The organism is Streptomyces chisholmiae, from assembly GCF_031845445.1.
Classification (GTDB): Bacteria; Actinomycetota; Actinomycetes; order Streptomycetales; family Streptomycetaceae; genus Streptomyces; species Streptomyces chisholmiae.
The window spans coordinates 1-24,284 of sequence record NZ_JAVREO010000032.1 but is presented as its reverse complement, the minus strand read 5'-3'; the positions used below and the strand labels follow the sequence as shown (position 1 = coordinate 24,284).

At 74.2% G+C, this 24,284-nt stretch carries 21 protein-coding genes; 9 read left to right on the top strand and 12 right to left on the bottom strand.

What is annotated here, in order from left to right; all coding sequences use genetic code 11:
• Nucleotides 1-2: 2 nt before the first annotated feature.
• The 3 genes from RM844_RS31160 to RM844_RS31150 form a co-directional block, all read right to left on the bottom strand.
• Complete coding sequence (locus RM844_RS31160) at nt 3-182, bottom strand: Trm112 family protein (RefSeq protein ID WP_311670803.1); 180 nt, start codon at nt 180-182, stop codon at nt 3-5.
• A gap of 113 nt (nt 183-295) precedes the next feature.
• The gene (locus RM844_RS31155) at nt 296-1,654 is read right to left on the bottom strand and encodes a phosphomannomutase/phosphoglucomutase (RefSeq protein ID WP_311670802.1); all 1,359 of its coding nucleotides are present in this window, start codon (nt 1,652-1,654) and stop codon (nt 296-298) included.
• Nucleotides 1,655-1,729: 75 nt separating this feature from the next.
• Nucleotides 1,730-2,116 carry a DUF3499 domain-containing protein gene (locus tag RM844_RS31150; protein ID WP_394814638.1) on the bottom strand — a complete coding sequence of 129 codons (387 nt, stop codon included), beginning with the start codon at nt 2,114-2,116 and terminating at the stop codon, nt 1,730-1,732.
• Nucleotides 2,117-2,315: 199 nt separating this feature from the next.
• On the opposite strand from RM844_RS31150, the gene RM844_RS31145 reads away from it, so the two are divergent.
• Nucleotides 2,316-2,768: a metallopeptidase family protein gene (locus RM844_RS31145; protein WP_311670800.1), complete on the top strand. Its 453-nt coding sequence runs from the start codon at nt 2,316-2,318 to the stop codon at nt 2,766-2,768.
• A gap of 43 nt (nt 2,769-2,811) precedes the next feature.
• Here RM844_RS31145 and RM844_RS31140 read toward each other — a convergent pair whose 3' ends face one another.
• From RM844_RS31140 to RM844_RS31130, 3 genes are all read right to left on the bottom strand, one after another.
• On the bottom strand, nt 2,812-4,368 hold the full coding sequence (locus tag RM844_RS31140) for a DUF5719 family protein (RefSeq protein WP_311670799.1): 1,557 nt from the start codon (nt 4,366-4,368) through the stop codon (nt 2,812-2,814).
• Nucleotides 4,365-8,006: a glycosyltransferase family 2 protein gene (locus RM844_RS31135; protein WP_311670798.1), complete on the bottom strand. Its 3,642-nt coding sequence runs from the start codon at nt 8,004-8,006 to the stop codon at nt 4,365-4,367. Before RM844_RS31135 ends, RM844_RS31140 begins: the two co-directional genes overlap by 4 nt.
• A gap of 162 nt (nt 8,007-8,168) precedes the next feature.
• The gene (locus tag RM844_RS31130; protein ID WP_003950432.1) at nt 8,169-8,432 is read right to left on the bottom strand and encodes a WhiB family transcriptional regulator; all 264 of its coding nucleotides are present in this window, start codon (nt 8,430-8,432) and stop codon (nt 8,169-8,171) included.
• Nucleotides 8,433-8,943: 511 nt separating this feature from the next.
• On the opposite strand from RM844_RS31130, the gene RM844_RS31125 reads away from it, so the two are divergent.
• The 3 genes from RM844_RS31125 to RM844_RS31115 are packed head-to-tail and all read left to right on the top strand — an operon-like array spanning nt 8,944 to nt 11,739.
• Nucleotides 8,944-9,453, top strand: coding sequence for a cysteine dioxygenase (locus RM844_RS31125; RefSeq protein WP_311670797.1), 510 nt, complete (start codon nt 8,944-8,946; stop codon nt 9,451-9,453).
• A gap of 13 nt (nt 9,454-9,466) precedes the next feature.
• Complete coding sequence (gene cofD / locus RM844_RS31120) at nt 9,467-10,432, top strand: 2-phospho-L-lactate transferase (RefSeq protein ID WP_311670796.1); 966 nt, start codon at nt 9,467-9,469, stop codon at nt 10,430-10,432.
• The gene (locus RM844_RS31115; protein ID WP_311670795.1) at nt 10,429-11,739 is read left to right on the top strand and encodes a coenzyme F420-0:L-glutamate ligase; all 1,311 of its coding nucleotides are present in this window, start codon (nt 10,429-10,431) and stop codon (nt 11,737-11,739) included. Before cofD ends, RM844_RS31115 begins: the two co-directional genes overlap by 4 nt.
• A 22-nt stretch (nt 11,740-11,761) precedes the next feature.
• Here RM844_RS31115 and RM844_RS31110 read toward each other — a convergent pair whose 3' ends face one another.
• The gene (locus RM844_RS31110; protein ID WP_311670794.1) at nt 11,762-12,853 is read right to left on the bottom strand and encodes an LCP family protein; all 1,092 of its coding nucleotides are present in this window, start codon (nt 12,851-12,853) and stop codon (nt 11,762-11,764) included.
• A gap of 111 nt (nt 12,854-12,964) precedes the next feature.
• On the opposite strand from RM844_RS31110, the gene RM844_RS31105 reads away from it, so the two are divergent.
• Entirely contained in the window at nt 12,965-13,981 is a 1,017-nt protein-coding gene (locus RM844_RS31105) for a glycosyltransferase family 2 protein (protein ID WP_311670793.1), read from the top strand.
• Between the two features lie 111 nt (nt 13,982-14,092).
• Here RM844_RS31105 and RM844_RS31100 read toward each other — a convergent pair whose 3' ends face one another.
• The 4 genes from RM844_RS31100 to RM844_RS31085 all read right to left on the bottom strand — a co-directional run bounded on the left by RM844_RS31100 (nt 14,093) and on the right by RM844_RS31085 (nt 19,006).
• Complete coding sequence (locus RM844_RS31100) at nt 14,093-15,916, bottom strand: LCP family protein (protein ID WP_311670792.1); 1,824 nt, start codon at nt 15,914-15,916, stop codon at nt 14,093-14,095.
• Nucleotides 15,917-15,970: 54 nt separating this feature from the next.
• Nucleotides 15,971-17,527: an LCP family protein gene (locus tag RM844_RS31095; RefSeq protein ID WP_311670791.1), complete on the bottom strand. Its 1,557-nt coding sequence runs from the start codon at nt 17,525-17,527 to the stop codon at nt 15,971-15,973.
• Nucleotides 17,528-17,887: 360 nt separating this feature from the next.
• Nucleotides 17,888-18,214, bottom strand: a complete 327-nt coding sequence (locus RM844_RS31090) for a hypothetical protein (protein WP_311670790.1) — start codon at nt 18,212-18,214, stop codon at nt 17,888-17,890.
• Between the two features lie 39 nt (nt 18,215-18,253).
• Nucleotides 18,254-19,006, bottom strand: a complete 753-nt coding sequence (locus tag RM844_RS31085; RefSeq protein ID WP_311670789.1) for a TIGR03089 family protein — start codon at nt 19,004-19,006, stop codon at nt 18,254-18,256.
• Nucleotides 19,007-19,134: 128 nt separating this feature from the next.
• Between RM844_RS31085 and RM844_RS31080 the strand changes: the two genes are divergently transcribed.
• The gene (locus RM844_RS31080; RefSeq protein ID WP_311670788.1) at nt 19,135-20,394 is read left to right on the top strand and encodes a peptidoglycan recognition protein family protein; all 1,260 of its coding nucleotides are present in this window, start codon (nt 19,135-19,137) and stop codon (nt 20,392-20,394) included.
• Nucleotides 20,395-20,444: 50 nt separating this feature from the next.
• On the top strand, nt 20,445-21,308 hold the full coding sequence (locus tag RM844_RS31075) for a DNA-3-methyladenine glycosylase family protein (protein WP_311670787.1): 864 nt from the start codon (nt 20,445-20,447) through the stop codon (nt 21,306-21,308).
• Nucleotides 21,309-21,474: 166 nt separating this feature from the next.
• Here RM844_RS31075 and RM844_RS31070 read toward each other — a convergent pair whose 3' ends face one another.
• The gene (locus RM844_RS31070; protein WP_311670786.1) at nt 21,475-21,999 is read right to left on the bottom strand and encodes an acyl-CoA thioesterase; all 525 of its coding nucleotides are present in this window, start codon (nt 21,997-21,999) and stop codon (nt 21,475-21,477) included.
• A gap of 106 nt (nt 22,000-22,105) precedes the next feature.
• On the opposite strand from RM844_RS31070, the gene RM844_RS31065 reads away from it, so the two are divergent.
• Nucleotides 22,106-23,389 (top strand): LCP family protein, encoded by a 1,284-nt coding sequence (locus tag RM844_RS31065; RefSeq protein WP_311670785.1) that lies wholly within the window; start codon nt 22,106-22,108, stop codon nt 23,387-23,389.
• 403 nt (nt 23,390-23,792) lie between these two features.
• Nucleotides 23,793-24,125 (top strand): hypothetical protein, encoded by a 333-nt coding sequence (locus RM844_RS31060; protein ID WP_311670784.1) that lies wholly within the window; start codon nt 23,793-23,795, stop codon nt 24,123-24,125.
• Nucleotides 24,126-24,284 lie beyond the last annotated feature (159 nt).

Genomic DNA, 24,284 nt, shown 5'->3' with positions numbered 1-24,284 from the left:
GCTCAGCCGGTCCTGCGGGCCTCGTCCACCAGCAGCACGGGGATGCCGTCGCGCACCGGGTAGGCCAGCGCGCAGGCGTCGCCGGTGCAGACCAGCTCCCGCTCGTCCTCGTCGGCGCGCAGCGGGGCGTGGCAGGCGGGGCAGGCGAGGATGTCCAGCAGGGCGTCTTCGACGAGCGGCATGGCTTCCTCCGACGGGGTGGGCGGTGTGCGGTACGCGACGATCAACCCTACCCGCAGGACCGGCGGCCGGGCACCGGAGCCCGGCCGCCGGCGGAGGGCGGGCCGGCCGGCGGTCAGGCGCGGACGATGGCGAGTACCTCGTCGCGGATCTTGTCCACGGTGGCGGTGTCCCTGGCCTCGATGTTGAGCCGCAGCAGCGGCTCGGTGTTGGAGGCGCGGAGGTTGAACCACCAGTCGTCGGCGGTCACCGTCAGCCCGTCCAGCTCGTCCAGGGTGACGCCGGACCGGTCGGCGTAGGCGGCCCGGACGGCGGCGGCCCGGCCGGCCTGGTCCGCCACCCGGCTGTTGATCTCGCCGGAGGCCGGGTACCGGTCGTAGGCCGCGACCAGCTGGGAGAGCGGCTTCTCCTGGTGGCCGAGGGCGGACAGCACGTGGAGCGCGGCGAGCATGCCGGTGTCGGCGTTCCAGAAGTCCCGGAAGTAGTAGTGCGCGGAGTGCTCGCCACCGAAGATGGCGCCGGTGCGGGCCATCTCGGCCTTGATGAACGAGTGGCCCACCCGGGTGCGGACCGGCTGGCCGCCGTTCTCCCGGACGACCTCGGGGACCGACCAGGAGGTGATCAGGTTGTGGATCACGGTGGCGCCCGGGTCCTTGGCCAGCTCGCGGGCGGCGACCAGCGCGGTGACCGCGGACGGTGAGACGGGCTCGCCCCGCTCGTCCACCACGAAGCAGCGGTCGGCGTCCCCGTCGAAGGCGAGGCCGACGTCGGCGCCGGTCTCCCGGACCCGGGCCTGGAGGTCGACGATGTTGGCCGGGTCCAGCGGGTTGGCCTCGTGGTTGGGGAAGGTGCCGTCCAGCTCGAAGTACATCGGGTCCAGCTGGATCGGCAGCCCGTCGAAGACGGTGGGCACCGTGTGCCCGCCCATGCCGTTGCCGGCGTCGACCACGACCCTCAGCGGCCGGATGGACTCCAGGGCGACCAGCGAGCGCAGGTGGGCCGCGTAGTCGGTGAGGACGTCACGCTGGTCGATGGTGCCGGGGCGGTCGGCGGGGGCCGGGCGGCCGTCCGCGAGCCAGCCCTCGACCAGGGCGCGGATCTCGTCGAGGCCGCTGTCCTGGCCGACCGGGGCGGCGCCGGCGCGGCACATCTTGATGCCGTTGTACTGGGCCGGGTTGTGGCTGGCGGTGAACATCGCGCCCGGCAGGTCGAGCGCGCCGCTGGCGTAGTACAGCTGGTCGGTCGAGCAGAGGCCGATCTCGGTGACGTCGGCGCCGCGACCGGCGACGCCGCGGGCGAAGGCCCGGGCCAGGCCGGGGGACGAGGGGCGCATGTCGTGGCCGATGACGACCGCGGTGGCGCCGACGACCTCGGCGAAGGCGGCTCCGAACAACTCGGCGAGGGACTCGTCCCACTGGTCGGGGACCTCACCCCGAACGTCATAGGCCTTCACGATCTGTGACAGGTCCGGCACAGCTGACCCCTTGTCTTGAGGCTGGGTGATGGGCGGTGCTGTGATGAGCGCGCCCTTCAATGTACCGGTGAGACGTTACGACTCGGGGGAGCGCAGGATCCGCAGGTGTCCACGCCTGGCCACCTCGACCGGGTCGGCGCCGCCCCGCCGGGGCATCGGCGCGCCGGGCGGCGGCTCGGGGCGGGACGGGGTCCTGGCGGCCTCGCGGACGGCGTCGGCCAGCGCTTCGAGGTCGTCCCCGCTGGGGCGGGTGCTCGCCGGGTCCATGGCGAGCCGGACGACCTCCCAGCCGCGCGGGGCGGTCAACCGCTCCGAGTGCTCGGCACAGAGGTCGTAGCAGTGGGGTTCGGCATAGGTGGCGAGCGGACCGAGGACGGCCGTGGAGTCCGCGTAGACATACGTCAGCGTCGCCACGGCGGGACGGCCGCACGCGGTGCGCGAACAGCGACGTACGGGGCTCACGATGTTGGACCGTACCGCACTCCTGAGCGGGCCGCGACGACTCGGGCCGGCGTCACCCCGCCGTGTCGTCCCGGTCCGGCCCACCCTGCCCGGATTCGCCCCCATCAAGCGGGGGTTGCTCGGGGGCGGGCGCACGGGGCGCGGGGGCGGGCGGAGGCGCTCTGACCTCGGGGCGGCTTTCTGATCTATCGTCGTTGCGATGGACAAGTCCAGCGGAGTCCCCCCACCCGTGTCCGGCCCGCCCGAGCGACATCGGCATCGCGACCGGCACGGTCGAGGCATGCGCGGGCCGGTGGCCCCGCCGCAGGTGCCGCTGGCGCTGAGCCGGGCGGACAGCTTCGACTCACTGGTGCACGACTCGGCGGAGCGGTTGCGCAAGCGGCTGCCTCAGCTGGACGGTGTCGAGTTCGTGGTGCGTGAGGTGCCGGTGCTGAGCGACGACTCGCTGGACGGCACGGTGCCGCTGGGGGGGCTTTCGCGCGCGGTGCGCGGGCGGCGGGACCGCATCGTGGTCTACCGCCGGCCGGTGGAGCTGCGCAGCCGGGACCGCGATGAGTGCGCCCAGCTGGTGCACGAGGTGGTGGTGGAGCAGGCGGCCGAGCTGCTGGGGCTGGCGCCGGAGTCGGTCGACCCGCAGTACGGGCAGGACTGAGAGCCCGGCGCGCCCCCGCGGTGGGGGCGCGCCGGCGGGTGGCTCAGTCGATCAGCATGGACAGGTCGGGGCCGGTCTCGGGGACGGAGACGGTGGACCGGTCGTCGGGCAGCGTCTGGGTGGTGAAGGTGGTCGTCCCGTCCCGGTCGACGAGCAGGGTGCGCGCGGCGTAGAGCGTCCCGCCGCCGCCCGCTGGCCTGATGGTGACCGCGTAGTTGCCCTCGGTGTCGGCCAGCTCGGGGGTGATGGTCACCGTCGTGCCCGGGTCGATCGTGTGGGTCTCCTCGACCGGCTCGCCGCCGTCGGCGCCGGCCGAGTAGCTGACCTCCACCTCGACGCTCTCCTCCAGGGCGAGGAAGGAGAGCCGGGTGCCCGAGGTGGTGTTGCCGGCGATCGAGGCCCGCTCGTCGACCGGCGCGGTGGCCGGGATGAACGCAGACTCGCGCTCCCCCTCCTCGCCGGCGACGACCTGGAGGCTGGCGATCACCGGGCCGGCCCCGGAGCCGGCGGCCCTGGTCAGCACGAGCGAGGACGCCTCGCCCTGGGTGAGGTCGCCGAGGTCGACGGTGGTCACGGTGCCGGCGTGGGCGGCGACCGTCTCGTGACCCGCGGGGGTGATGGTGCCGCCCGGGCCGGCCAGGCCGACCTCCAGGGAGAGATCCTCGTCGCCGGGGGCGAAGACCGAGAGCCGGGCGGCCCGGACGCCCGCGGGGATGCCGGGCAGCACCACGGTGTCGGCGGTGGGGGCGGTGACGGGTGGCAGCCAGTCGGTGCCGAGGGCCTCGTCGACGACCTCGACCTGGGCGCCGATCCGGCCGCTGCGGGCGGCGACGTGGATCGCCAGCCCCGGCTCGGCGTCACTCAGAAGAGTGGACAGCCGGACGGCGACGCTTGACCGGCCGGGCACCGTGATGCCCTGGCCGTGCTCGGCCGCCAACTCGCCCTGGGCACCGTAGATCTCGATGTCCACGACGGTGGCCGCCTCGTCGGGGTTGGTGACGTGCACGTAGTCGTGGCGGTCCTCGGCGGCGCTCGCGCCGGCGAACCAGAACTCGGTGTCCGGGACCTGGCAGGAGGTGCCGAGGAGGCCCTGGCCCTCGCCGGACTCGACCGCGGTGGTCTGCTGCACCGTCCAGCCGGGGGCCAGCAGCTGCTCGGCCGTGCCGGCCAGGGCGGGCGCGCCGGTCTCGTCCACCCGGACGGTGACCGGGACGCCGGGCTCGGCCAGCTCGATCACCGGCTCGGCCGGCTCATCGGCCGCGCCCTCCGCCGGCTCCTCGGCGTTCTCCTCGCCGTCCTCGGCGTTCTCCTCGTCGGCCGGCTCGTCCAGCTCCTGGCGGTACTCGGGGGCCGGCAGCAGCGCGGCCGAGCCCTCGTCGAAGCGGGTACCGCCGGTGGGCGGGGTGACGGCGCTGTACCAGGTGGTGGCTGACTCGGCGTCGGTCGGGCGCGGGCAGGTCAGGGTGGTGCGCTCCACCGGGAGCGGGGCGGCCAGCTCCAGGGTCGTCGTCTCCTGGCCGTCGGGGCGCAGGGTGGCCACCCCGACGAGGGCGACCAGGCCGGCCACGATCCCGAGCAGGGGCAGGGGGGCGCGATTCACCGGTGCTCACTTCCGTCGCCGTAGTCGGTCGGGTAGTCGTAGGGCGCGGCCTGGCTCTGGTCGTACCCCTGGGGGTAGTTCGGGTCGTAGCCCGACGGGTATCCGGTGCCGTAGCCCTGGCCGTACTGCTGGCCGTAGGACTGGTCCGACCAGTCGTCGTAAGGCTGTTGCCGGGGGATACCGGCGCCGCCCGGCTGCGCGCCGTCGGCCGCGTAGGGCGCGGCCGGCGGGGCCGTGGGCGCCCACTCGGGCTCGGCTGGCGGCGGCTCGGCCGCCTGGTGCGGCACGGCCGGCGCCACCGGCTCGGGCGCGGCCTCGGCGGCCTGGCCGGCCGCCGGCTGGCCGCCCTGCGCCGGGACCGCCGCCATCCGGCGGGCCCGGCGGCCCTGCGGCGCGGCCGCCGCGGGCGCCTCGTCCGGCAGGTCGTCGTCCAGCTCGCGCCGGCGGTCCGGCAGCGAGAGGACGACGAGCACCAGCAGGCCGAAGCCCTGCGCCCAGACCCACAGCGTGTGCAGCCCGGAGGTCTCGTAGACCACGTCCAACTGGCCGCCGCCGGCGGGCAGTTCGAAGCCCTGGGCCCAGTCGCCGACGGTGACCGGGGTGAGCGGCTCGCCGTTCAGCGTGGCCCGGAAGCCCTCGTCGGCGTGGTCGGCCAGCCGGAGCACCCGGCCGGCGGGGCCGTCGGGCAGCTCGGTGTGCACCTCGACGGCCTCGGCGGGCAGCGGCACCGGCTCGGCGTCCGGGCCCTCCCCCTCGGCCGGGAGCACCATGGCCCGGGCGACGTCGCGGTTCACCCTCCACAGGGCGCTGCCGTCCTCCTGGCTGAGCCGCTGGAGGCCGGGCGTGGTGTCGAGGACCCGGTGCAGATCGCGCGGGCCGCCGTCCCTGACGAGCACGTAGCGGACCGCGTAGTCGGCCAGCGCCCGGGTCTGGTCGGCGCCGGTGCCGGCCGTGAGGTCGCCCACCGCCTCGCTCAACCGCGCGTCCTCGCCGAGCAGTTCGGCGAGGTCGGCGTCGCCGAGCCGGGCGCCGGAACCGCGCACCAGGGTGTAGGAGACCGCCGTGATCTCGCCGTCGGAGCCACCGGTCGCGTCCAGCACCAGGGTGCGGGCCTGGTCCCGGGCGGCACTCTCCTCGGCGACGAACGCCGGGACCTGCACCGGGTCGCTGCGCCGCAGCGGGCCCTCGGCGCCGCTGAGCACCCAGCCGGCGGCCGCCAGCAGCGGGCCGACGGCGGCGGCTCCGGCGACGGCGACGGCCAGCGGCTGGCGCCAGCCGAAGCTGCGGGCCGCCACCCGGTACCTGGCGCCGTCAGCGCCGAGCACCGCGGCGCTCAGCAGCGCCAGGCCGTAGACGAGGACGGCGGGGCCGGCCCAGTGGTCCGTGTCCGCCCAGATGGCGAAGAGCAGCGCGACCAGGGCGCCGGCCCAGGCGGTGCGGATGGCCAGCCCACGCTCGGCGCGCAGCAGGGCGCCGAGGGCGGCCAGCAGCACGCCGAGCAGCAGCCAGCCGCTCGGCGTGCCGGGGCCGCCGGGGCTGAGGCCCACCAGCTGGAGGGCGCTGGTCTGGCCGGTGTCGTAGGGCAGGCCGACCTCGCGCAGGAAGGCGTCCGGGCTCAGCAGGGTGGCGAACGACCAGGGGGCGAGCAGCAGCAGCGGGGTGCCGAGGGCGACGGCGAAGCGCAGTGCCTTGGCGCGCCGCAGGCCGCCGCCCGTCCGCAGCGGCAGCACCAGCGCGACCACGGCCAGCAGCAGCGCCAGCGGCCAGATCACCGGGGTGAAGGCGGTGCCGACGGTGAGCAGCAGGGCGCACGCCCAGGCCGCCCGCCAGGGCCCGACGCCGTTCCTGGTGTGGCCGGCGGCGGCGACCGCGACCCGGGCCAGCGGGGGCAGCAGCACGGCGAGCAGCGCGGTGCCGAGCCGGCCGCCGGCCACCGCGCCGGTGACGGCGGGCAGGAACGCGTAGGCGACGCTGCCCCAGGCGCGCAGCAGCCGGGACATCACCAGCGGGCCGGAGGACAGGTAGGCGCTGATGCCGGCGAGCGGCACCGAGCCGACGAGGAGCAGCGTCATCGCGGGCCCGACGTTGCCCAGCAGGGCGCTGGAGAACAGGGCGAGCAGGCCGACGAAGGGCGGCGCGGACTCCGTGCCGCCGGTGCCCACGGGCTGCCAGGTCGTCAGGTAGCGGTCCCAGAGGGCGCCGGCGTCGGCCGGGGCCGGCAGCAGGGCGCCGCCGCTGAGGGCGCCGCCGCCGATCAGGGCGCGGCCGGCGAGCAGCGCGACCACCGCGAGGAGCAGGAAGAGGACCGGCCCCGGGCGCTTGGCCAGCCGCTTGACGCGGGCGAACTGCTCGACTTCGAGCGAGTCGGCGTCGTCGCCGCCCGGACCGGACTCGACCGAGCCGTGCCGGCCGCTGGAGGCGGACACCGGCTCGGCGCGGCCGCCGAAGTTGCTCGCCACCTGCTCGATCGCGGTGCGGACGGTGGCGCCGGGCGGTGGGAAGAGCGGGCGTAGCTCCTTGGGGGCGTGGTTCGGCGAGGCCGTCCTGGCGCGGCCGCGCCGGGCGCCGATCAGGCGGCCGGGGCGGAGCAGGGTGGCGAGCAGCCCGCCGGCCTCGTCCAGCGCGCGGCCCGGCTGTTTGCCGACGAGGTAGGCGAGGATGCGCAGCACGGTGCCGAGGAGCAGCCGGAAGAGCACCCAGGGGAGCACCGCCGTCCGGGCGTTGGCCAGCAGCGTGTAGCTGGCGGCGGCCTTGTCCACCCGGTGCGGGCTGCCGCCGAGCCGGCCGGCGCAGTCGATGGAGCGGCGCTCGCGGGTCGCGGCCTCGGCGTGTTGGAAGACGGCGTCGGGGGCGACGAGCACGCCGTGGCCGGCGGCCTGGGCACGCCAGCAGAGGTCGACGTCGTCCCTGGTCAGCGGGAGCCGGCGGTCGAAGCCGCCGAGCTGGTCGTAGACGTCCCGGCGGATGAGCATGCCGGCCGAGGAGACGGCGAGCACCGGCCGGATCCGGTCATGTTGGCCCTGGTCCTGCTCGCGGCGGTCGAGGCCGGTCCACCGTCGGCCGCTGTAGGCGACGGAGACGCCGACCTCCAGCAGCTGCCTGCGGTCGTACCAGCCGCGCAGCTTGCCGCCGACGATGCCGGTGGACGGGCTGGCGTCGGCCTGCCGCAGCAACTCTGCGAGGGCGTCGGGGGCCGGCGCCGAGTCGTCGTGCAACAGCCAGAGCCACTGCACCGGTTCGCCGTGCGGCAGCTCGGGCAGGTCGTAGGTGCTGGTGTCCCAGGTGCGGCGGACCGGGTCCCAGGCGGCGGGGCGCCGCAGGTAGGGAAGGTCGTCCGGGGTCAGCACGGGCGCGGTGCGGGCGGCCTCGGCCACGGCGGCGCCGAAGCCGGTGCGGCGGGCGAGGTGCAACACCCGCTCGGCGCCGAGGGCTTCGGTGAGCAGGGTGGCCGACGAGTCGGCGCTGCCGGTGTCCGCCGCGATCACGCCCTGGACCGGCCGCTCCTGGCCGAGCAGTCCGCGCAGGACCTCGGGGAGCCAGCGTTCGCCGTCGTGCGAGACGAGCACGGCGGTGACGACGTGCCGGGGGAATTCGGGATGGGCGGCCTGCTGCGCCGCCTGCTGGCTGTGCACGGACATCGAGGTGCTGGCCCCGGTTCGCTGGACGGTGGTGGACGGCGCTGCTCCGGAAGGAGCGGCGCTTGTCGTCTCGGACAGCGCACCACACTAGCGGCTGGTACTGTCAGCGCCCCTCAGGCGTGAGATGCCGGGATCGTCCCGGCTCACGGGCGGCTGGTGCCCTCAGACCGCGGCCTTCTTCAGGCGGCGGCGCTCACGTTCGGACAATCCGCCCCAGATTCCGAAGCGTTCGTCGTTGGCCAGGGCGTATTCGAGGCATTCGGAGCGGACCTCGCAGGCGAGGCAGACCTTCTTGGCCTCGCGCGTGGAACCGCCCTTCTCGGGGAAGAAGGACTCGGGGTCGGTCTGCGCGCAGAGCGCGCGCTCCTGCCAGCCAAGCTCCTCGTCGGCTTCCTCGACCAGCAGTTGTTCGAACAGCTCGGTCATATGCGCGCCCCTCGTCTTCTTTGCGTCCCCGTGATGCCGTCGTTATCCGTGCCGGTCGAACGACATGAGTGAAATTACAGGTGGGCCGCTCCACGGCAGTCAAGCCACGATCTGCCATTCACCCGATGATTCACCCTGTGGCACCACACTCACACGGAAAGTGTTCAAATCGGTACAAACCCGGCTTGTTCCGTCGGGATTCCGTCCCGCATTCCACCGGTTCCCCGGCCGTTTACCCCCTCCCGTACAGGAAGACGAACGAGACCGCGGATTTGTTGCGCGCCCCGGGAGGACCGCGACCCGGATCACGGCGAGGTCACGGATGCGCAACGCGCCCACGGAGTTGCGTGGATGATGCCGCGCCTGTCCGCCGCGGGTGGCGAATAAACCTTTCGGCGGCGCCGCGCGCCCGGATCTGATGAAACAATGTGGGCGACCGCACGCCCAGTTGACACCCATCGATGGATGGACCAGCCGGGCTTACCGACCCATTAGAGGCGTACCGCACTCCATGGACAACGACAACGCCATCGCCGGCGATCCGCTGGCCCTCCCCCACCTGCTGCCGCCGCCGGCCGAGCACCCGCGCACCGTCGCGGGGTTCGCCGGCCTGGCCACCGCGCTGGCGGGTGATCGGGAGTGTTGGGCGCCCCTGGTGCGGTACGACGCGGCGAGTCGCTGGTACCACCGGCTGCGGGTGGGCCCCGGCTACGAGGTCTGGCTGCTGAGTTGGGTGCCGGGGCAGGGCAGCGGCCGGCACGACCACGGCCCGTCCTCCGGGGTGTACACGGTGCTCGACGGTTCGCTGACCGAACACGCCAGCGGACGCGGCAGCCGGGTGCTCACCCCGGGCTCGCTGCGGGTCTTCGCGCCCGGGTACGTGCACGAGGTGGTCAACGCCGCGCTGACGCCGGCGGTCAGCCTGCACGTCTACTTCCCCGGCCTGACGGAGATGTCGATGCGGCCGCTGCCGCGGGCCGCCGAGCGACGCCCCAGCCCCCGGGACGTCCTCACCTGCTGACAGACTGGAGCCCATGCGACGCATCGTGGTTCTGTCCGGCGGAATCGGTGGCGCTCGCTTCCTGCGCGGCCTCCTGCGGGCCGCGCCGGAAGCCGAGGTCACGGTCATCGGCAACACCGGCGACGACATCCATCTCTTCGGCCTCAAGGTCTGTCCCGACCTGGACACCGTGATGTACACCCTGGGCGGTGGCATCCACGAGGAGCAGGGCTGGGGCCGGGCCGACGAGACGTTCGCCGTCAAGGAGGAGTTGGCGGCCTACGGCGTCGGGCCCGACTGGTTCGGGCTCGGCGACCGGGACTTCGCCACCCATGTCGTCCGCAGTCAGATGCTGGCCGCCGGCTACCCGTTGAGCGCGGTGACCGAGGCGCTCTGCCGGCGCTGGCAGCCCGGCGTCCGGCTGCTGCCGATGTCGGACGACCGGATCGAGACGCACGTGCTGATCGACGACGCGGACGGCGGCCGGCGGGCGGTGCACTTCCAGGAGTACTGGGTGCGGCTGCGGGCCGGGGTGCCGGCCCGGGCCGTGGTGCCGGTCGGCGCCGAGCACGCCAAGCCGGCGCCCGGGGTGCTGGAGGCCGTCGCCGACGCCGACCTGGTGCTCTTCCCGCCGTCCAACCCGGTGGTCAGCGTCGGCACCATCCTGGCGGTGCCGGGGATCAGGGAGGCCATCGCGGACGCCGGGGTGCCGGTGGTCGGCCTCTCGCCCATCATCGGGGACGCGCCGGTGCGCGGCATGGCCGACAAGGTGCTGGCGGCGGTGGGCGTCGAGGCGACGGCCACCGCGGTCGCCCAGCACTACGGCTCCGGGCTGCTGGACGGCTGGCTGGTGGACACGGTGGACGCGGCCGCCGTCGAGTCGGTGGAGCGGGCCGGTATCCGCTGCCGCGCGGTGCCGCTGCTGATGACCGACGTCGAGGCGACCGCCGAGATGGCCAGGGCGGCGCTCGCCCTCGCCGAGGAGGTCAAGGCCGTATGACCGCGCCCGCCTACCAGGTCTGGGCCCTCGCCGGCATCCCCGAGGTGCGGCCGGGCGACACGTTGGCGAAGCTGATCGCCGAGGCGGCCGGCGCCGTCGGCCAGCCCGGGCTCGCCGACGGGGACATCGTGGTCGTCACCTCGAAGATCGTCAGCAAGGCCGAGGGCCGGGTGCGGCAGGCGGACGACCGCTGGGCCGCCATAGAAGAAGAGACGGTCCGGGTGGTGGCCACCCGGGGCGAGGCCCGGATCGTGGAGTCCCGGCACGGCTTCGTGATGGCGGCGGCCGGCGTGGACGCCTCCAACACCCCGCCCGGCACGGTGCTGTTGCTGCCCGAGGACCCGGACGCCTCGGCCGCCGCGATCCGCCGGGGGCTGGCCGACCTGCTCTCCGTCGACGTCGGCGTGGTGATCACGGACACCTTCGGCCGGCCCTGGCGGGAGGGCCAGACCGACGTGGCGATCGGGGCCAGCGGGGTCACCGTCCTGGAGGACCTGCGCGGCGGCACCGACACGCACGGCAACCCGCTGGGCGTCACGATCACCGCGGTCGCCGACGAACTGGCCGCCGCCGGCGAGCTGGTGAAGGGCAAGGCGGACGGCCTGCCGGTGGCCGTGGTGCGCGGCCTGGCGCACCGGACGGGCGGCTCGGGCACCGCCCGCGAGCTGATCCGGGACGCGAGCGCGGACATGTTCCGGCTGGGCACGTCGGAGGCGGTGCGGGAGGCGGTGACGCTGCGCCGCACGGTCCGGGAGTTCACCGACGCGCCCGTCGCCCCGGACGCGGTGCGCCGCGCGGTGGCCGCCGCGGTGACCGCGCCGGCCCCGCACCACACCACCCCGTGGCGGTTCGTGCTGCTGGAGTCGGCGGCGGCCAGGACCCGGCTACTGGACGCGATGCGCGACGCCTGGGTGGCCGACTTGCGGGGGGACGGGCGGTCCGAGGAGAGCGTCGCCCGCCGGGTGCGCCGGGGCGAGGTGCTGCGCCGCGCGCCCTACCTGGTGGTGCCCTGCCTGGTGACCGAGGGGGCGCACGACTACCCGGACGAGCGCCGGGCGCGCGCCGAGCGGGAGATGTTCGTCGTGGCGATGGGCGCCGGCGTGCAGAACCTGCTGGTCGCGCTGGCCGGCGAGGGGCTCGGCTCGGCCTGGGTCTCGTCCACGATGTTCTGCCGGGACGTGGTCCGGGAGACGCTGGAGCTGCCGGCCGACTGGGACCCGATGGGCGCCGTCGCCGTGGGGCACGCCGCCGCGCCGCCCCGGCCGCGCCCGGCCCGGGACCCGGCGGACTTCCTCACCGTGCGCTGAGCGCCGGCGTCGGCCCGCAAGCTCAGCAGACGATCTGGTCGGCGGTGGTGGTGCCGTGCTCGCCGCCGGCCGGCACGGCGTGCGGCTCGGCCGCCGCCTCCTCACCGGACTCCGGCCTGGGCAGCGGCCGGTCCTCGCGGAACGCGGCGAAGAGCCGGTCGGCCGCCGCCTCGTCCCAGATCACCGTGGAGCCGAGGCCTGGCAGCTGCCGCTCCCGGTCGGCCACCGGCACCGAGGCGAACTCGACCGACTCGGTGCTGAAGTGCCGCATCAGGCCGGCCAGTGCCAACATCTGCTCGGAGCCGAAGCCCTCGTCGGCGCGGACCGAGTCGAGCAGCGAGCCGGCCAGCGCCGCCACCTTCCCCGGGTTGAGCAGCACCCCGCCGCTGACCGCCTTGTCCACGAAGGCCGCCAGGAACCGCTGCTGACGCTGCATCCGGCCGAAGTCCGAGGCGCCGTCCAGGTGGCGGGCCCGGACGTAGGCCAGCGCGCCGGGGCCGTCCAGGGTGCTGGTGCCGGCCGGCAGGTCCAGGCCGGCGTAGGCGTCCCGCAGCGGCTCAGTGGTGCACACCTCGACCCCGCCCAGCTCGTCCACGGCGCGCATGAAGCTGACGAAGCTGACCTCCAGGTAGTGGTCGATCCGCACCTCGGTCAGGTCCTCGACAGCGCGCACCATCAGCTGTGGGCCGCCGTGCGAGAGCGCCGAGTTGAGCTTGTCGTCGTGCGCGTCGTGGTGCTCCTCGGTGTCCGGCAGGGTGTGCTCGGGGAGGGTGGCGAACGAGTCGCGCGGCAGGCTCACCATGCTGACCCGCTCCCGGTCGGCGGAGATGTGCAGCAGCAGGATGGCGTCGGCACAGCGGCAGGAGGTGCCGCCGACGTGGTAGCGGGCGCGTTCCTCCTCGGTCAGGCCGTCCCGGCTGTCGGTGCCGATCAGCAGGATGTTGAGCCCGGAGCCGGCGTCCGGTCGGTCGCGCAGGCCGCTGAACGCGTCCACCCGCCCCACCCCGTCGGTGACGGTGGCGACCACCGAGTGGCCGACTCCGCTGGCGGTCAGCACCAGCGCGGAGAGCGTGCTGGCGATCCGGATGCCCCAACGGCGGCGTCTGGCTGGCATGGGATGGACACTCCCGCTATGTCGGAGACGACCCCGTCACGGTACGCAGATACGATCTTGGGCTTTGAGGCGGCGCGCGTCGGGGTCCCCCGTTCGCGGTAACGTGAGGCGGTGACCAGCCTTCCCACGCCAGCCGTGTCCGTGATCATGCCGGTGCTCAACGAGGAGCGGCATCTGCGGGATTCGGTGCGGCACATCCTGGAGCAGGAGTACTCGGGCGAGCTAGAGGTGGTGATCGCCCTCGGCCCGTCCACGGACCGCACCGACGAGATCGCCGCCGAGCTGGTCGCCGAGGACGCCCGGGTGCGCACGGTGCCCAACCCCACCGGCCGGACCCCGGCCGGGCTGAACGCGGCGATCGCCGCCTCCCGGCACCCGGTGGTGGTCCGGGTCGACGGACACGGGATGCTCTCGCCGAACTACATCGCCACCGCCGTGCGGCTGCTGGCCGAGACCGGCGCCGCCAACGTCGGCGGGATCATGCACGCCGAGGGCGAGAACGCCTGGGAGCAGGCGGTGGCCGCCGCCATGACGGCGCGGATCGGGGTCGGCAACGCGGCCTTCCACACCGGCGGCCAGGCGGGCGAGGCGGAGACCGTCTACCTGGGGGTGTTCCGCCGGGAGGTGCTGGAGCGGCTCGGCGGCTACAACGTGGAGTTCATCCGGGCCCAGGACTGGGAGCTGAACTACCGCATCCGGCAGGACGGCGGCCTGGTCTGGTTCTCGCCCGAGCTGCTGGTCTCCTACCGGCCCCGGCCCTCGGTGCGGGCGCTGGCCAAGCAGTACCGGAACTACGGGCGTTGGCGGCACGTGGTGGCCCGCTACCACGCCGGGTCGATCAACCCGCGCTACCTGGCGCCGCCGGTCGCCGTGCTGACGATCGCCGCCGGCCTGGTCGGCGCGGTGCTGACGCCGTGGACGCTGGTGGTGCCCGGCGGTTACCTGGCGGCCATCACGCTGGGCTCGCTGCCCGCGGGGCGCGGGCTGCCGGTGGCGGCCAGGGCGCGCATCCCGCTGGCCCTGGCGACCATGCACATGTCCTGGGGCTGGGGCTTCCTGACCAGTCCCCGGAAGCTGGCCAGGCAGGTCGTCGCGGCCCGCCCGGCGGCGCCGGAGCCCAGCCACTGACCCACCCGGGACCCACCACGGACCCGGCGGAGCCGGCGGGCTGCCCCGCCGGCTCCGCTCGTTCGTCCGGCGTTCGCCGGCCGCTGTCCGCTGTCCGCTGTCCGCTGTCCGCTACCAGGTGTAGAGCGGGTTGACCGGCATGCAGTTGCCGCCGCTGGAGCCGGAGATGATGTCCTCCTCGGCGATGGCCGGGTCGTCGCCGGCCGCCTCGGTCTCGTTCGCCTCCGCCTCCTCCACCGCCTCGGCGGGGAAGACCGTGCCCTCCCGCCAGTCGTCGCCGACGACCAGGACGACGCCCTGCGCCTCGGGCGAGACCAGCACCCGGTCCGCCGGGATGCCGAGCGTCTCGGCCAGCGCCTCGGCGTTCGGCCGCTGGTCCTCCTCCGCGTACTGGACCTCGGTGTCCGGGGTCGGCGCGGCGGCCGTGCTGTCGGTGAACGTCTGGGCGTAGCCGAGGCGCAGCAGCTCGTCGGTGAGCACCCCGGCGCGGCCGTTCGCCGGTCCCTGGATGTCGGAGCCGGTGGCGTTGCGCACCGTCACCGCCACCTCGGCCGGCGGGCTGGGCTCGGCGTCGACGGTCTCGGTCGGCCCGTCGCTGGTCTCCTCGGGCGCCGGCTCGGCGTCCTGGTCGTCCAGCGGGACGTCGGTGCGGACCATCTCGAACAGCTCGGGCGCCTTGGCCGGGTCGGGGATGATCGTCACGTTGGGGTTGGCCGGGTCGGGCAGCCAGGGCAGGGTGACCATGTTGATCCGGTTGTTGGGCACCTGCCGCAGGTCCGTGCCCAGGTCGTAGAGGGCCTGCACGGAGCCCAGCTCGTGGTTGACGGTGAGCGCGTTGGTGGCCGCCTCGGCGAGGTCCATCAGCTCGCCGGTGTTGGTGAGGGAGGCGCTGGCCTGCAGCTCCTCGACCATGTTGGAGAGGTACATCTGCTGGGCCTTGGTGCGGCCGATGTCACTGCCGTCCGCGAAGCCCTTCCGGGTGCGCAGCCACTGGAGGGCCTCCTCGCCCTCGATGACGCTCTCCCCGGCGGGCAGCCGCAGTCCGGACTTGTCGTCGGCGATGTTCGCCTCGACGCAGACCGGGACGCCGCCCACCGCGTCCGCCATGTCCACCACGCCGGCGAAGTCCACCATCATGAAGTGGTGGATGTAGATCCCGGTCAGCTCCTCCCAGGTGGCCAGCACACAGCCGGGGCCACCGTGGTCGAGCGCGGTGTTGATGGAGGCCGAGGCGGTCGCCGGGAAGACCTCGCCGGTGTCCGGGTCGGTGCACTCGGGGATGGCCACCTGGGTGTCGCGCGGGATGCTGATCACGGTGATGTTGCTGCGGTCGGCGGAGGCGTGCAGCAGCATCTGCACGTCCGCCCGCACCGGGCCGCCGGCCAGGTCGCGGGCGCCGCCCAGCTCCTGGTTCTCCGCGCCGTCCCGGCTGTCGGAGCCCATCAGCAGGATGTTGAGCGGGGTCTGGCCCTCCGCGTTGGGGGTGGGCTCGGCCAGCTCGGTGCCGCCGAGACTGCGCGGCTTCTTGGTGAGGTTGCCGTTGAGGTGTTCGAGGTAGAGGTAGCCGGCGACGGCCACCCCCACCAGCAGGAAGGCGAGCGAGCCGGCCGTCCAGACCAGCACGCGCCGCCAGCGCGGCTTGCGCGCCCGGCGCGCGGCGCGCTGGGCCCTGCGCCCGGCGGGCGCCGGCTCGGGCGCGCCCCCCGGCGCACCCTCGGCGGTGCCGGCGGGTATCTGTCCCTCGGGCGGCTGTCCCCCGGGTATCAGCCCGCCGGGTATCGGCTGGCCGGCCGGCTGGCCCTCGGGCGCCTGCCGGGGGCCGGGGACCCCGGCCCGCCGCTCGTAGAGCGAGTCGTCCCAGCCGAGCTGCGAGGCCCGGTCGTGGCCTTCCGAGCCCCCCGCCCCGTCCTCACCCGATGTGCCGGTTCTCCGCACGGGACCCCCCGCTCCTGTCACTTGTCAGCTGCCCCGCGCCCCGTGGCCCCACCCTCAGGAAGCACAGACGTCCTCGTCGTCGGCCGTGATGGTGTCCACGTCGGCCGGCAGCTCGGGCGCGATCTCTATCGGCTGGCCCGCGCCCCGGAAGTCGTCACCGAGGATCAGCACCATGGGCTGGTCCCCCGCCTCGACCGACTGCTCCTGCAGCGCCGCGTCCGGCAGCCCCATCATCTCCGCCAGCGCCGCGGCCTGGCCCGCCTGGTCGGGCCCGTACTCCAGGGTAGTCGTCTCCTGCGGGGAGGGGGCGTTGCCGATGTTGGTGGAGAGCGGCACGCCCTGCTCGTTCTGCAGCCACTGGAGGGTGTCCTGGGCCGCGCCGATCACGTCGCCGCCGTTGTAGACGTCCACCCTGATCTCCTCCGGGGCGGCCGGCTCGACCGCGTCCTCGGCGGGCTCCTCCTCGCCGGCCTCCCGCTCGGCCAGCTCCCGGGGGGAGATGTCCTGCCGGATCATCTCCAGCACCGGGGCCGCCCTGGCCTCGTCGACGACCACCGTCGCCTTGGCGTCCTCCGGCTCGTCCGGGTTGTCGAGCACCGGCAGGGTCACGAAGTTGAGGTCGGACATGGGCACACCGGCCAGGGTGGAGGCCAGGTCACGCAGCTTCTGGATGCTGCCGATGCCGGTGTCGACCGAGAGCGACCTGGTCGCGGTGTCCGCGAGGTCCCAGAGCTTGCCCGGGTCGGTGAGCATCCCGCCGTCGGTGATCTGCCGGGCCATGGAGGCGACGAACTGCTGCTGCAGCTCGATCCGGCTCAGGTCGCTGCCGGTGCCGACCGAGTAGCGGGTGCGGACGAAGGCGAGCGCGTCCTCCCCCTCCAGCACGTGGTCGCCGGCGTCCAGGTTGAGGCCCGACTTCGGGTCGTCGATGGGCTCCTCGATGCAGACCGGCACCCCGCCGACCGCGCCGGAGAGGTCCTTCACCGCGTTGAAGTCGGCCATCATGAAGTGGTTGATCTCCACCCCGGTCAGCTGCTCGACGGTGTTCCAGACGCAGCCCGGGTCCCGGCCGTCGGTGCCCATGCTCTGGTTGAAGCGGACGCCCTGGCTGCCGGGGATGACCGCGGTGGTGCCGTCCTCGCGCCGGACCTCGCAGTCGGGGATGTCGGTGATCAGGTCACGCGGGATGCTCAGGCCGGTGGCGTGCGTCCGGTCCTCGGAGAAGTGCATCAGGATCGTGGTGTCGGCGCCCTCGCTGGCGTCCCCGCCGTAGGACTCGTTGCCGGAGCCGGTGCGCGTGTCGGTGCCGATGAAGAGGAGGTTGATCGCCTCGTCGGACTGGAAGTCGTTGTCCCGACCCACGTCGTACTTGGTGATGTTGCCGTTCAGCCGGTCGATCAGCCACCAGGCGCCCGCGGCGCCCACGACCAGCAGCAGGGCCAGGGTGCCGCCGGTCCACATCAGTATCTTCTTGCCGCGGCCGCGTTTCTTCCTGCCGCGGCCCCGACCGTCCCGGCCCTTGCGCCGGTTGCCGCGCTGCGCGCGGCGGTCCCGCTGCCCGGGCAGTGGCCGGTCGCCGGTGCCGGGCCGCTCCCGGTCCTCGCCCTCCACGGGCGGTGCGCTACGTTGTCGTGGCGGAGAGTTACGAGAGGGAGACGCCGCAGCGGTGGGCGCCGACGGCCGCCCGGGGCCCGCGGCTCTCCGACCATCGGTCAGCCGCAGCTCGTAGTTGCCGGTCTCGGGGTTGAATACCCACTGGTCGGCCGGATCGACGCCGTCCGCACCACCAGGTCCCTGCGCGTCCACGTGTTCGCGTGCCCTCCGTGTGCCTGCTAGAGGATCAGACGGGACACACTAGCCCGGAGGTTCCCGGCCGAGCGATGTCGGTGACCTACGCCACCCGCGACCGGCCTGGGGATCATCCTGGTTGGTTGACCTATGGGACGTTTTACCGTCTTGCTCTTTACCGTTTCATGGGTTCGCGTTCCACGATCCGTTACCCGGTTCGAGGTTGGGCACGTCCGGCGGCGACTCGGCGGGGGCCGTCGGGACCACCCGCTCGGTGCCGGCCGGGCCCGGGGCCGCGGGCGGCACCGAGCGCCGGGCGGTCCAGCCGAAGGCGGCGGTGAACAGGACGGCGGTGGCCACCAGCAGGGCCACCCAGCGCGGCCAGCGCCGGCGGCCGGCGCCCCCGGCCGCGCCCCGGGGGTCCGCCGCGGGGCCGGCGCCCGGCTCGTCGGCCAGCCGGCCCGCCGGCTCGGTGAGCCGGTAGTACGCGGGCTGTCGCGGGACCCTCATGCCGTCGATCCTGCGGCCGGCCCGGCGGGCCGGCCACCGTCAGTCGGCGAAGTGGGTGACGCGCTCACTCTCCTGGCGCGCGGCGCGGGCCGCGGCGTCCAGCTCCTCCGCGTGCCGACAGAGCACCACCGAGCCGCCCACCGCCAGCGGGGCGAAGAGGCCGGCCGAGAGGCCCTCCCAACTGTCGTACCCCAGCTGGGACATCAGCCGGCTGCCGGGGGCGAGGCCGCGCTCGGCGGCGTCCGCCCTGGCCCGCGCCAGCAGCTCGCCGCCGGTGAGCGTGCGCCCGCCGACGACCAGCGCCGGGTCGTCCGGGCCCGGCGGGTCGAGGGCGGCGAAGACATCGCCCTGGCCCGGGGCGGCCACCGCGTAGTCGGTGAACCCCTCGGGCGGCTCGGGGAACCGGCCCCCCAGGGGGCGCAGGGCCAACGCGATGCGCTCCCCTGAGCAGGCGCGCGCCTCGGTCAGCCGATCGGGGCCACTGACCACCAGGTCCGCCTCGGCCGGGTCGCCGTCCACCTCGACCACCACACCGGTGGCCGCGCCGGCGAGCAACCAGACCGCGGTCTGCCAGTGCGCGGGCAGCAGCAGCGCGAGGCGCTCGCCGCGGGCGACGGACAGCTCGTCCTGGAGCAGGTTGGCGGTCTTCGCCACCCAATTGGCCAGGGTCGCGGCGGAGAGTTCCACCCGCTCCCCCGTGGCGTCGTCGTAGTAGGTGAGGAGCGGACGGGTCGCGTCTCCGGCGAGCGCGGAACGCAGCAGGTCGGCGGGGGTGCGGTCGGCGGTGTTCATCGGCGCCAGCCTACGCCCGGGCACTGGGCCGTCCGCGCGACGTCCGGCGACCCCGGCCGGTCACGGGTCGTCAGTTCACGGGCACTCAGAAATAGACACCTTCGCGCGCTATGCCCACTATCTGACGTATGCGTGCATTCCGAAGTCTCTCGCGCCGTTCCCTTCCCCTCGTCGGCTCGTGCACCGTCGCCCTGCTCGTCCCGCTGCTGGTGCCCCTCGGCGGCGCCGCGCAGGCGGCCGACGGCGCCGCGGGCGCGGCGCCCCGCGCCCCCGCGGCCACCCAGTCGCTCCCCCTCGCGCCCCTGACCCCGCTCGCCGGCAGCAGCGGTGACGGCACGTCAGGCGAGGGCGACCAGGGGGACGCCGGCGCCGAACCGGTGCTCCCGCTGGCCGGTCAGGGGCTGCCGGCCACCGACACCGACCCCTTCGCACTGCTCGGCGTCGTCTGGTCGGACGCCGCCGACGAGCTGCACGGCACCGTCGAGGTCCGCGCCCGCAGCAGCGAGACCGGCGCCTGGTCCGACTGGCTCGAACTGGACGCCCATCCCGAGCACGCCCCCGACGCCGAGACGGTCGCCGCCGAGGGCCGGGAGGTGCGGGGCGGCACCGCGCCGCGCTGGGTCGGCGTCTCGGACGGGGTGCAGGCCCGGGTGGCGCCCGAGGGCGGGGAGGGCGCCGCGGCGCCGCTGCCCGAGGGGCTCAGCCTGGAGCTGGTGCACCCCGGCGAGCTGGCCTCCGACCTGCTGACCCCGGTCCCCGAGGCGGTGCCGGCCGAGGGCGACCACGTGGGCCCGCGGCCCGGCATCGTCATCCGCTCCGGTTGGGGCGCCGACGAGAGCCTGCGGGAGAGCGGCTACGTCTACACGGACACCGTGAAGACCGCCTTCGTGCACCACACCGCGGACACCAACGACTACAGCTGCTCCGAGGCGCCGGCGATGATCCGCGCCATCTACCGCTACCACGTGGTCAGCCAGGGGTGGCGGGACGTCGGCTACAACTTCTTCGTGGACCGCTGCGGCACCATCTACGAGGGCCGGGCCGGCGGCGTGATCGAGCCGGTGCTGGGCGCCCACACCGCCGGCTTCAACCACAACAGCATGGGGGTCGCGGTGATCGGCTCGTTCGGCTCCACCAAGCCGAACCAGGACGTGACCGACGCGCTCGCGCTGCTGACCGCCTGGAAGCTGGGCCTCTTCGACGTCGACCCCGGCGGCACCGCCAACCGCACCTCGCAGGGCGGCGGCAAGTACCCGGCGGGCACCACGGTGCGGATGAACAACATCGCCGGCCACCGGGACGGCTTCGCCACCGAGTGCCCGGGCGAGGAGCTGTACGCGGCGCTGCCCACCATCCGCGCCACGGCCAGCCGGCTCCAGGGCCGCTGATCCGCCCCGGCGGGGGCCGGTGGCCGGGCCGCCAGTAGCCTGACCGGACCATGCCCGACCGCGAGTGGACCCCGCCGCAGCCGTACGACCCGGCGTTCCGGGTGGAGCGCGACGGGACGCTCTGGCGGGGCACCCGTACCCCCGCGGGGCCGGCCACCCTCCGGCTGCGGGTCGGGGACCGGATCGCGGCCACCGCCTGGGGGCCCGGCGCCGACTGGGTGCTGGAGGGGCTGCCCGGGCTGCTCGGCGGCGCGGACCGCCCGGCCGACTTCGCCCCGCGGCACCGGCTGATCGCCGAGGCCAGGCGGCGGCACCCCGGGGTGCGGCTGATCCGCACCGGGCTGGTGCTGGAGTCGCTCATCCCCAGCATCCTGGAGCAGCGGGTCACCACGGAGGACGCCTACCGGTCCTGGCGCCGCCTGCTGCGCTGGTTCGGGGAGCCGGCGCCGGGCCCCGGCGCCGATCTCGACCTGTGGGTGCTGCCCGAGCCGCGCGCCATCGCCCGGATCCCGTCGTGGGAGTGGCACCGGGCCAACGTGGACGGTTCGCGGTCCGCCACCGTGCTGCGCGCGGTGCGGGTGGCCAGGCGGCTGGAGGAGGCGGCGGCGATGCCGCTGCCCCAGGCGCTGGCCAGGCTCCAGGCGGTGCCCGGCATCGGCCCGTGGACGGCGGCCGAGACGCTCCAGCGCAGCAACGGCGAGCCGGACGCGATCACCGTCGGCGACCTGCACCTGCCGGGCACCGTCGGCTACGCGCTGGCCGGCGAGCGGGACGCGGACGACGCGCGGATGCTGGAGCTGTTGGCCGACTACCCGGGCCAGCGGCACCGGGCGGCCCGTTACGTGCTGCTCAGCGGGGTGGCGCCGCCGCGCCGGGCGCCCCGGCAGCGGCACGCCCGGATCGCTCGGTTGTGAGCGGGGTGGTGCGTGACGTGGTGGGCGCCGCGATGCGTGGGGGCGTGGGCGGGGTGGTGCGCGCGGGGCGCGCGCCGGTCGGGCGCCGGCCGGGGCGCGCGCCGTCGCCGGCCCCCAGGGCTTCCGAATCCTCCGGGCCGCCCGGGGGCGGCGGACCGGCCGCCGGTCAGGCCGCGCCGCCCCGGTCCCGGAACTCCTGGATCTCCCGGCGCCTGGCCAGCCGGTGGGTCCGCCGGATGCCCGCCTCCTGGTAGCGCCGCCGGTCCAGGTCGGTCTCGGGCAGCACCGGGGGCACCCGACGCGGCTTGCCGTTCTCGTCCACCGCGGTGAAGACCAGGTAGGCGGTGCCGACCCGGGTGGCCGGCGTCGACTCGTTCCACCGCTCGGCCAGCACCTTCACGCCGATCTCCATGGAGCTGCGGCCGGTCCAGTTGACCTGGGCGTGCACATGGACCAGGTCGCCGATCTTCACCGGCACCAGGAAGACCATCTCGTCCATCGAGGCGGTGACGGCCGGGCCCTCGGAGTGCCGGCCGGCTACCGCGCCGGCGGCGTCGTCGACCAGCTTCATGATCACCCCGCCGTGCACCGTGCCCAGCAGGTTGGCGTCGTTCTGACTCATGATCGTGGACAGCGTGGTGCGCGAGACAGCGGTCGGCTTGCCGGGCGGATCACTGGGCAGATCGGTCATAAGAACCCACCTAAGCACGTCCGACGGTCCGACAATGCATCAGGTCTGCCACAGGTCATCGGACGCCGTTTCCGGTTCCGCGCCGCTCGGGGCAGACTGGCCTGTCATGAGCGACTGGCCCGACGGATGGACCGACGACGACCAGGACCGGAGCCGCTACGGACAGGGGCGTGGCAACGCCACCCCGGAGAGCGCCCGGGTCATGCCGCACGTCTCCAGACCGCCGAGACCACGTTCACCCCAGCAGGACGCCCACGGTGCCCCGGCCATCCCGGGGCAGCGGTCCGACCGGCGGGGCGCCGAGCCCTACGACTCCGGCTGGAACGAGGGCCAGGTCTACCGGGGCGCCGGCCGGCAGGGCCCGCCCCCGCCGGGCGACCAGCCGGGGCCGCCGGCCCCGCAGCCGCCGAAGCCGCGTCCGCGCTGGGGGCGCCGAATAGGCTTCAGCGCGCTGGCGCTGGTGCTGGTCCTCGTGGTGGTGGCCACCGCCACGTACTTCTGGGCGGACGGCAAGCTCAACCGTGACGTGGACCTGACCGCGCTGGAGGACCGTCCGGAGTCGGGCGAGGGCACCAACTTCCTGATCGTCGGCTCGGACAGCCGGGAGGGCCTGAGCGACGAGGAGCGTCAGGAGCTGAACACCGGCGACGCCGAGGGCAACCGCACCGACACGATCATGATCCTGCACGTGGGTTCCAACGGGAACTCCATGGTCAGCCTCCCCCGGGACTCCTGGGTGACGATCCCGGAGTTCACCGGCTCGGAGTCCGGCAACCGCATCCCCGAGCAGCAGCAGAAGCTGAACGCGGCCTTCGCCATCGAGGGCCCCTGGCTGCTGGCCAGGACCATCGAGTACAACCTCGACATCCACATCGACCACTACGTGGAGATCGGCTTCGGCGGCTTCGTCAACGTGGTGGACGCGCTGGGTGGCGTCGAGATGTGCTTCGACGAGCCGATCCAGGACGAGAACTCGGGCGCCGACTTCGAGGCCGGCTGCCACCAGCTGGACGGCGCCGAGTCGCTGGCCTTCAACCGGCAGCGCTACCAGGAGGTCGACAGCGACCTCGGCCGCACCAGGAACCAGCAGGAGTTCCTCGGCACCCTGGCCGACCAGGCGGCCTCGCCCGGCACCCTGCTCAACCCGTTCAGGCTCTACCCGACGATGAGCGCCGGTCTCGACGCGCTGACCGTGGACACCGAGATGAGCCTCTGGGACCTGCGGTCGATGTTCTGGGCGATGCGCGGCGCGCACCGGATGAACATCCCCGTGGCCGACCCCGGGTACGCGACCGACAAGGGTGAGGCGGTGCTCTGGGACATGGAGCAGACGGAGCTGCTGATGGACCAGCTGCGGAACGACCAGGAGGTCACGGTCGGCGTCGAGTAACGCGGACGACCACCCCGAAGGCGCGCCGGCGACACCCGCCGGCGCGCCTTCGCTTTGCCTGCTTCCAATGATCTTGATTTACGTCAGCAAATACTTCTAAGAAGCGGTGCATAGACCCCCAAAGGCCCCAACAGGTCGAATTCGAATTCCTTACCTCGACAAGCTGGGCGACATTTCCGCAAGGTTGGGAAGACGGGTTTCACGCGAGCTACACAGAGGAAACCTTCCGATGACTGATTCGCCGGGCGCGATTCAAAGACCTCGCGGGCCGCGCGAAACCGGTTAACGAAAGTCCCGCCAAAGCGTGCCGCGAGTTCGCGCCATATTAGCTATCGCCACTCTTTCCATCTGGATTGGCGGTCGCGCCTGGCGCTCGTCCCCCCACCCACCCCAGGAGGAAACCGTGACCCGCACCGCTCGCCGCGCCATCGCCGGCCTCGCCACCGCCGGCGCCCTGCTCGCCACCACCGCGCCCATCGCCACCGCCCAGACCCAGCCCGAGACGACCGCCACGCCCCCGTCCTGCCTCACCGTCGACGAGGGCTACCAGAACCCCGGCCTGTTCCCGCACCGCGCGGCCGACGTGACCAACAACTGCGCCGAAGCCCACTCGGTGGTCGCGACCTGGGTCTCGGGCGGTGCGTCCGAGGGGTGCCAGACCATCCAGCCGGGCGAGACGGTCCGCTACACCAACGTCTTCGTGGAGACGGACTACGTCGGGCTGAGCTTCTGCTAGGCCGCCGGCAGCCGACGCCCACCCCCGAGCGAAGGAGGAAACCGTGACCCGCACCGCTCGCCGCGCCATCGCCGGCCTCGCCACCGCCGGCGCCCTGCTCGCCACCACCGCGCCCATCGCCACCGCCCAGACCCAGCCCGAGACGACCGCCACGCCCCC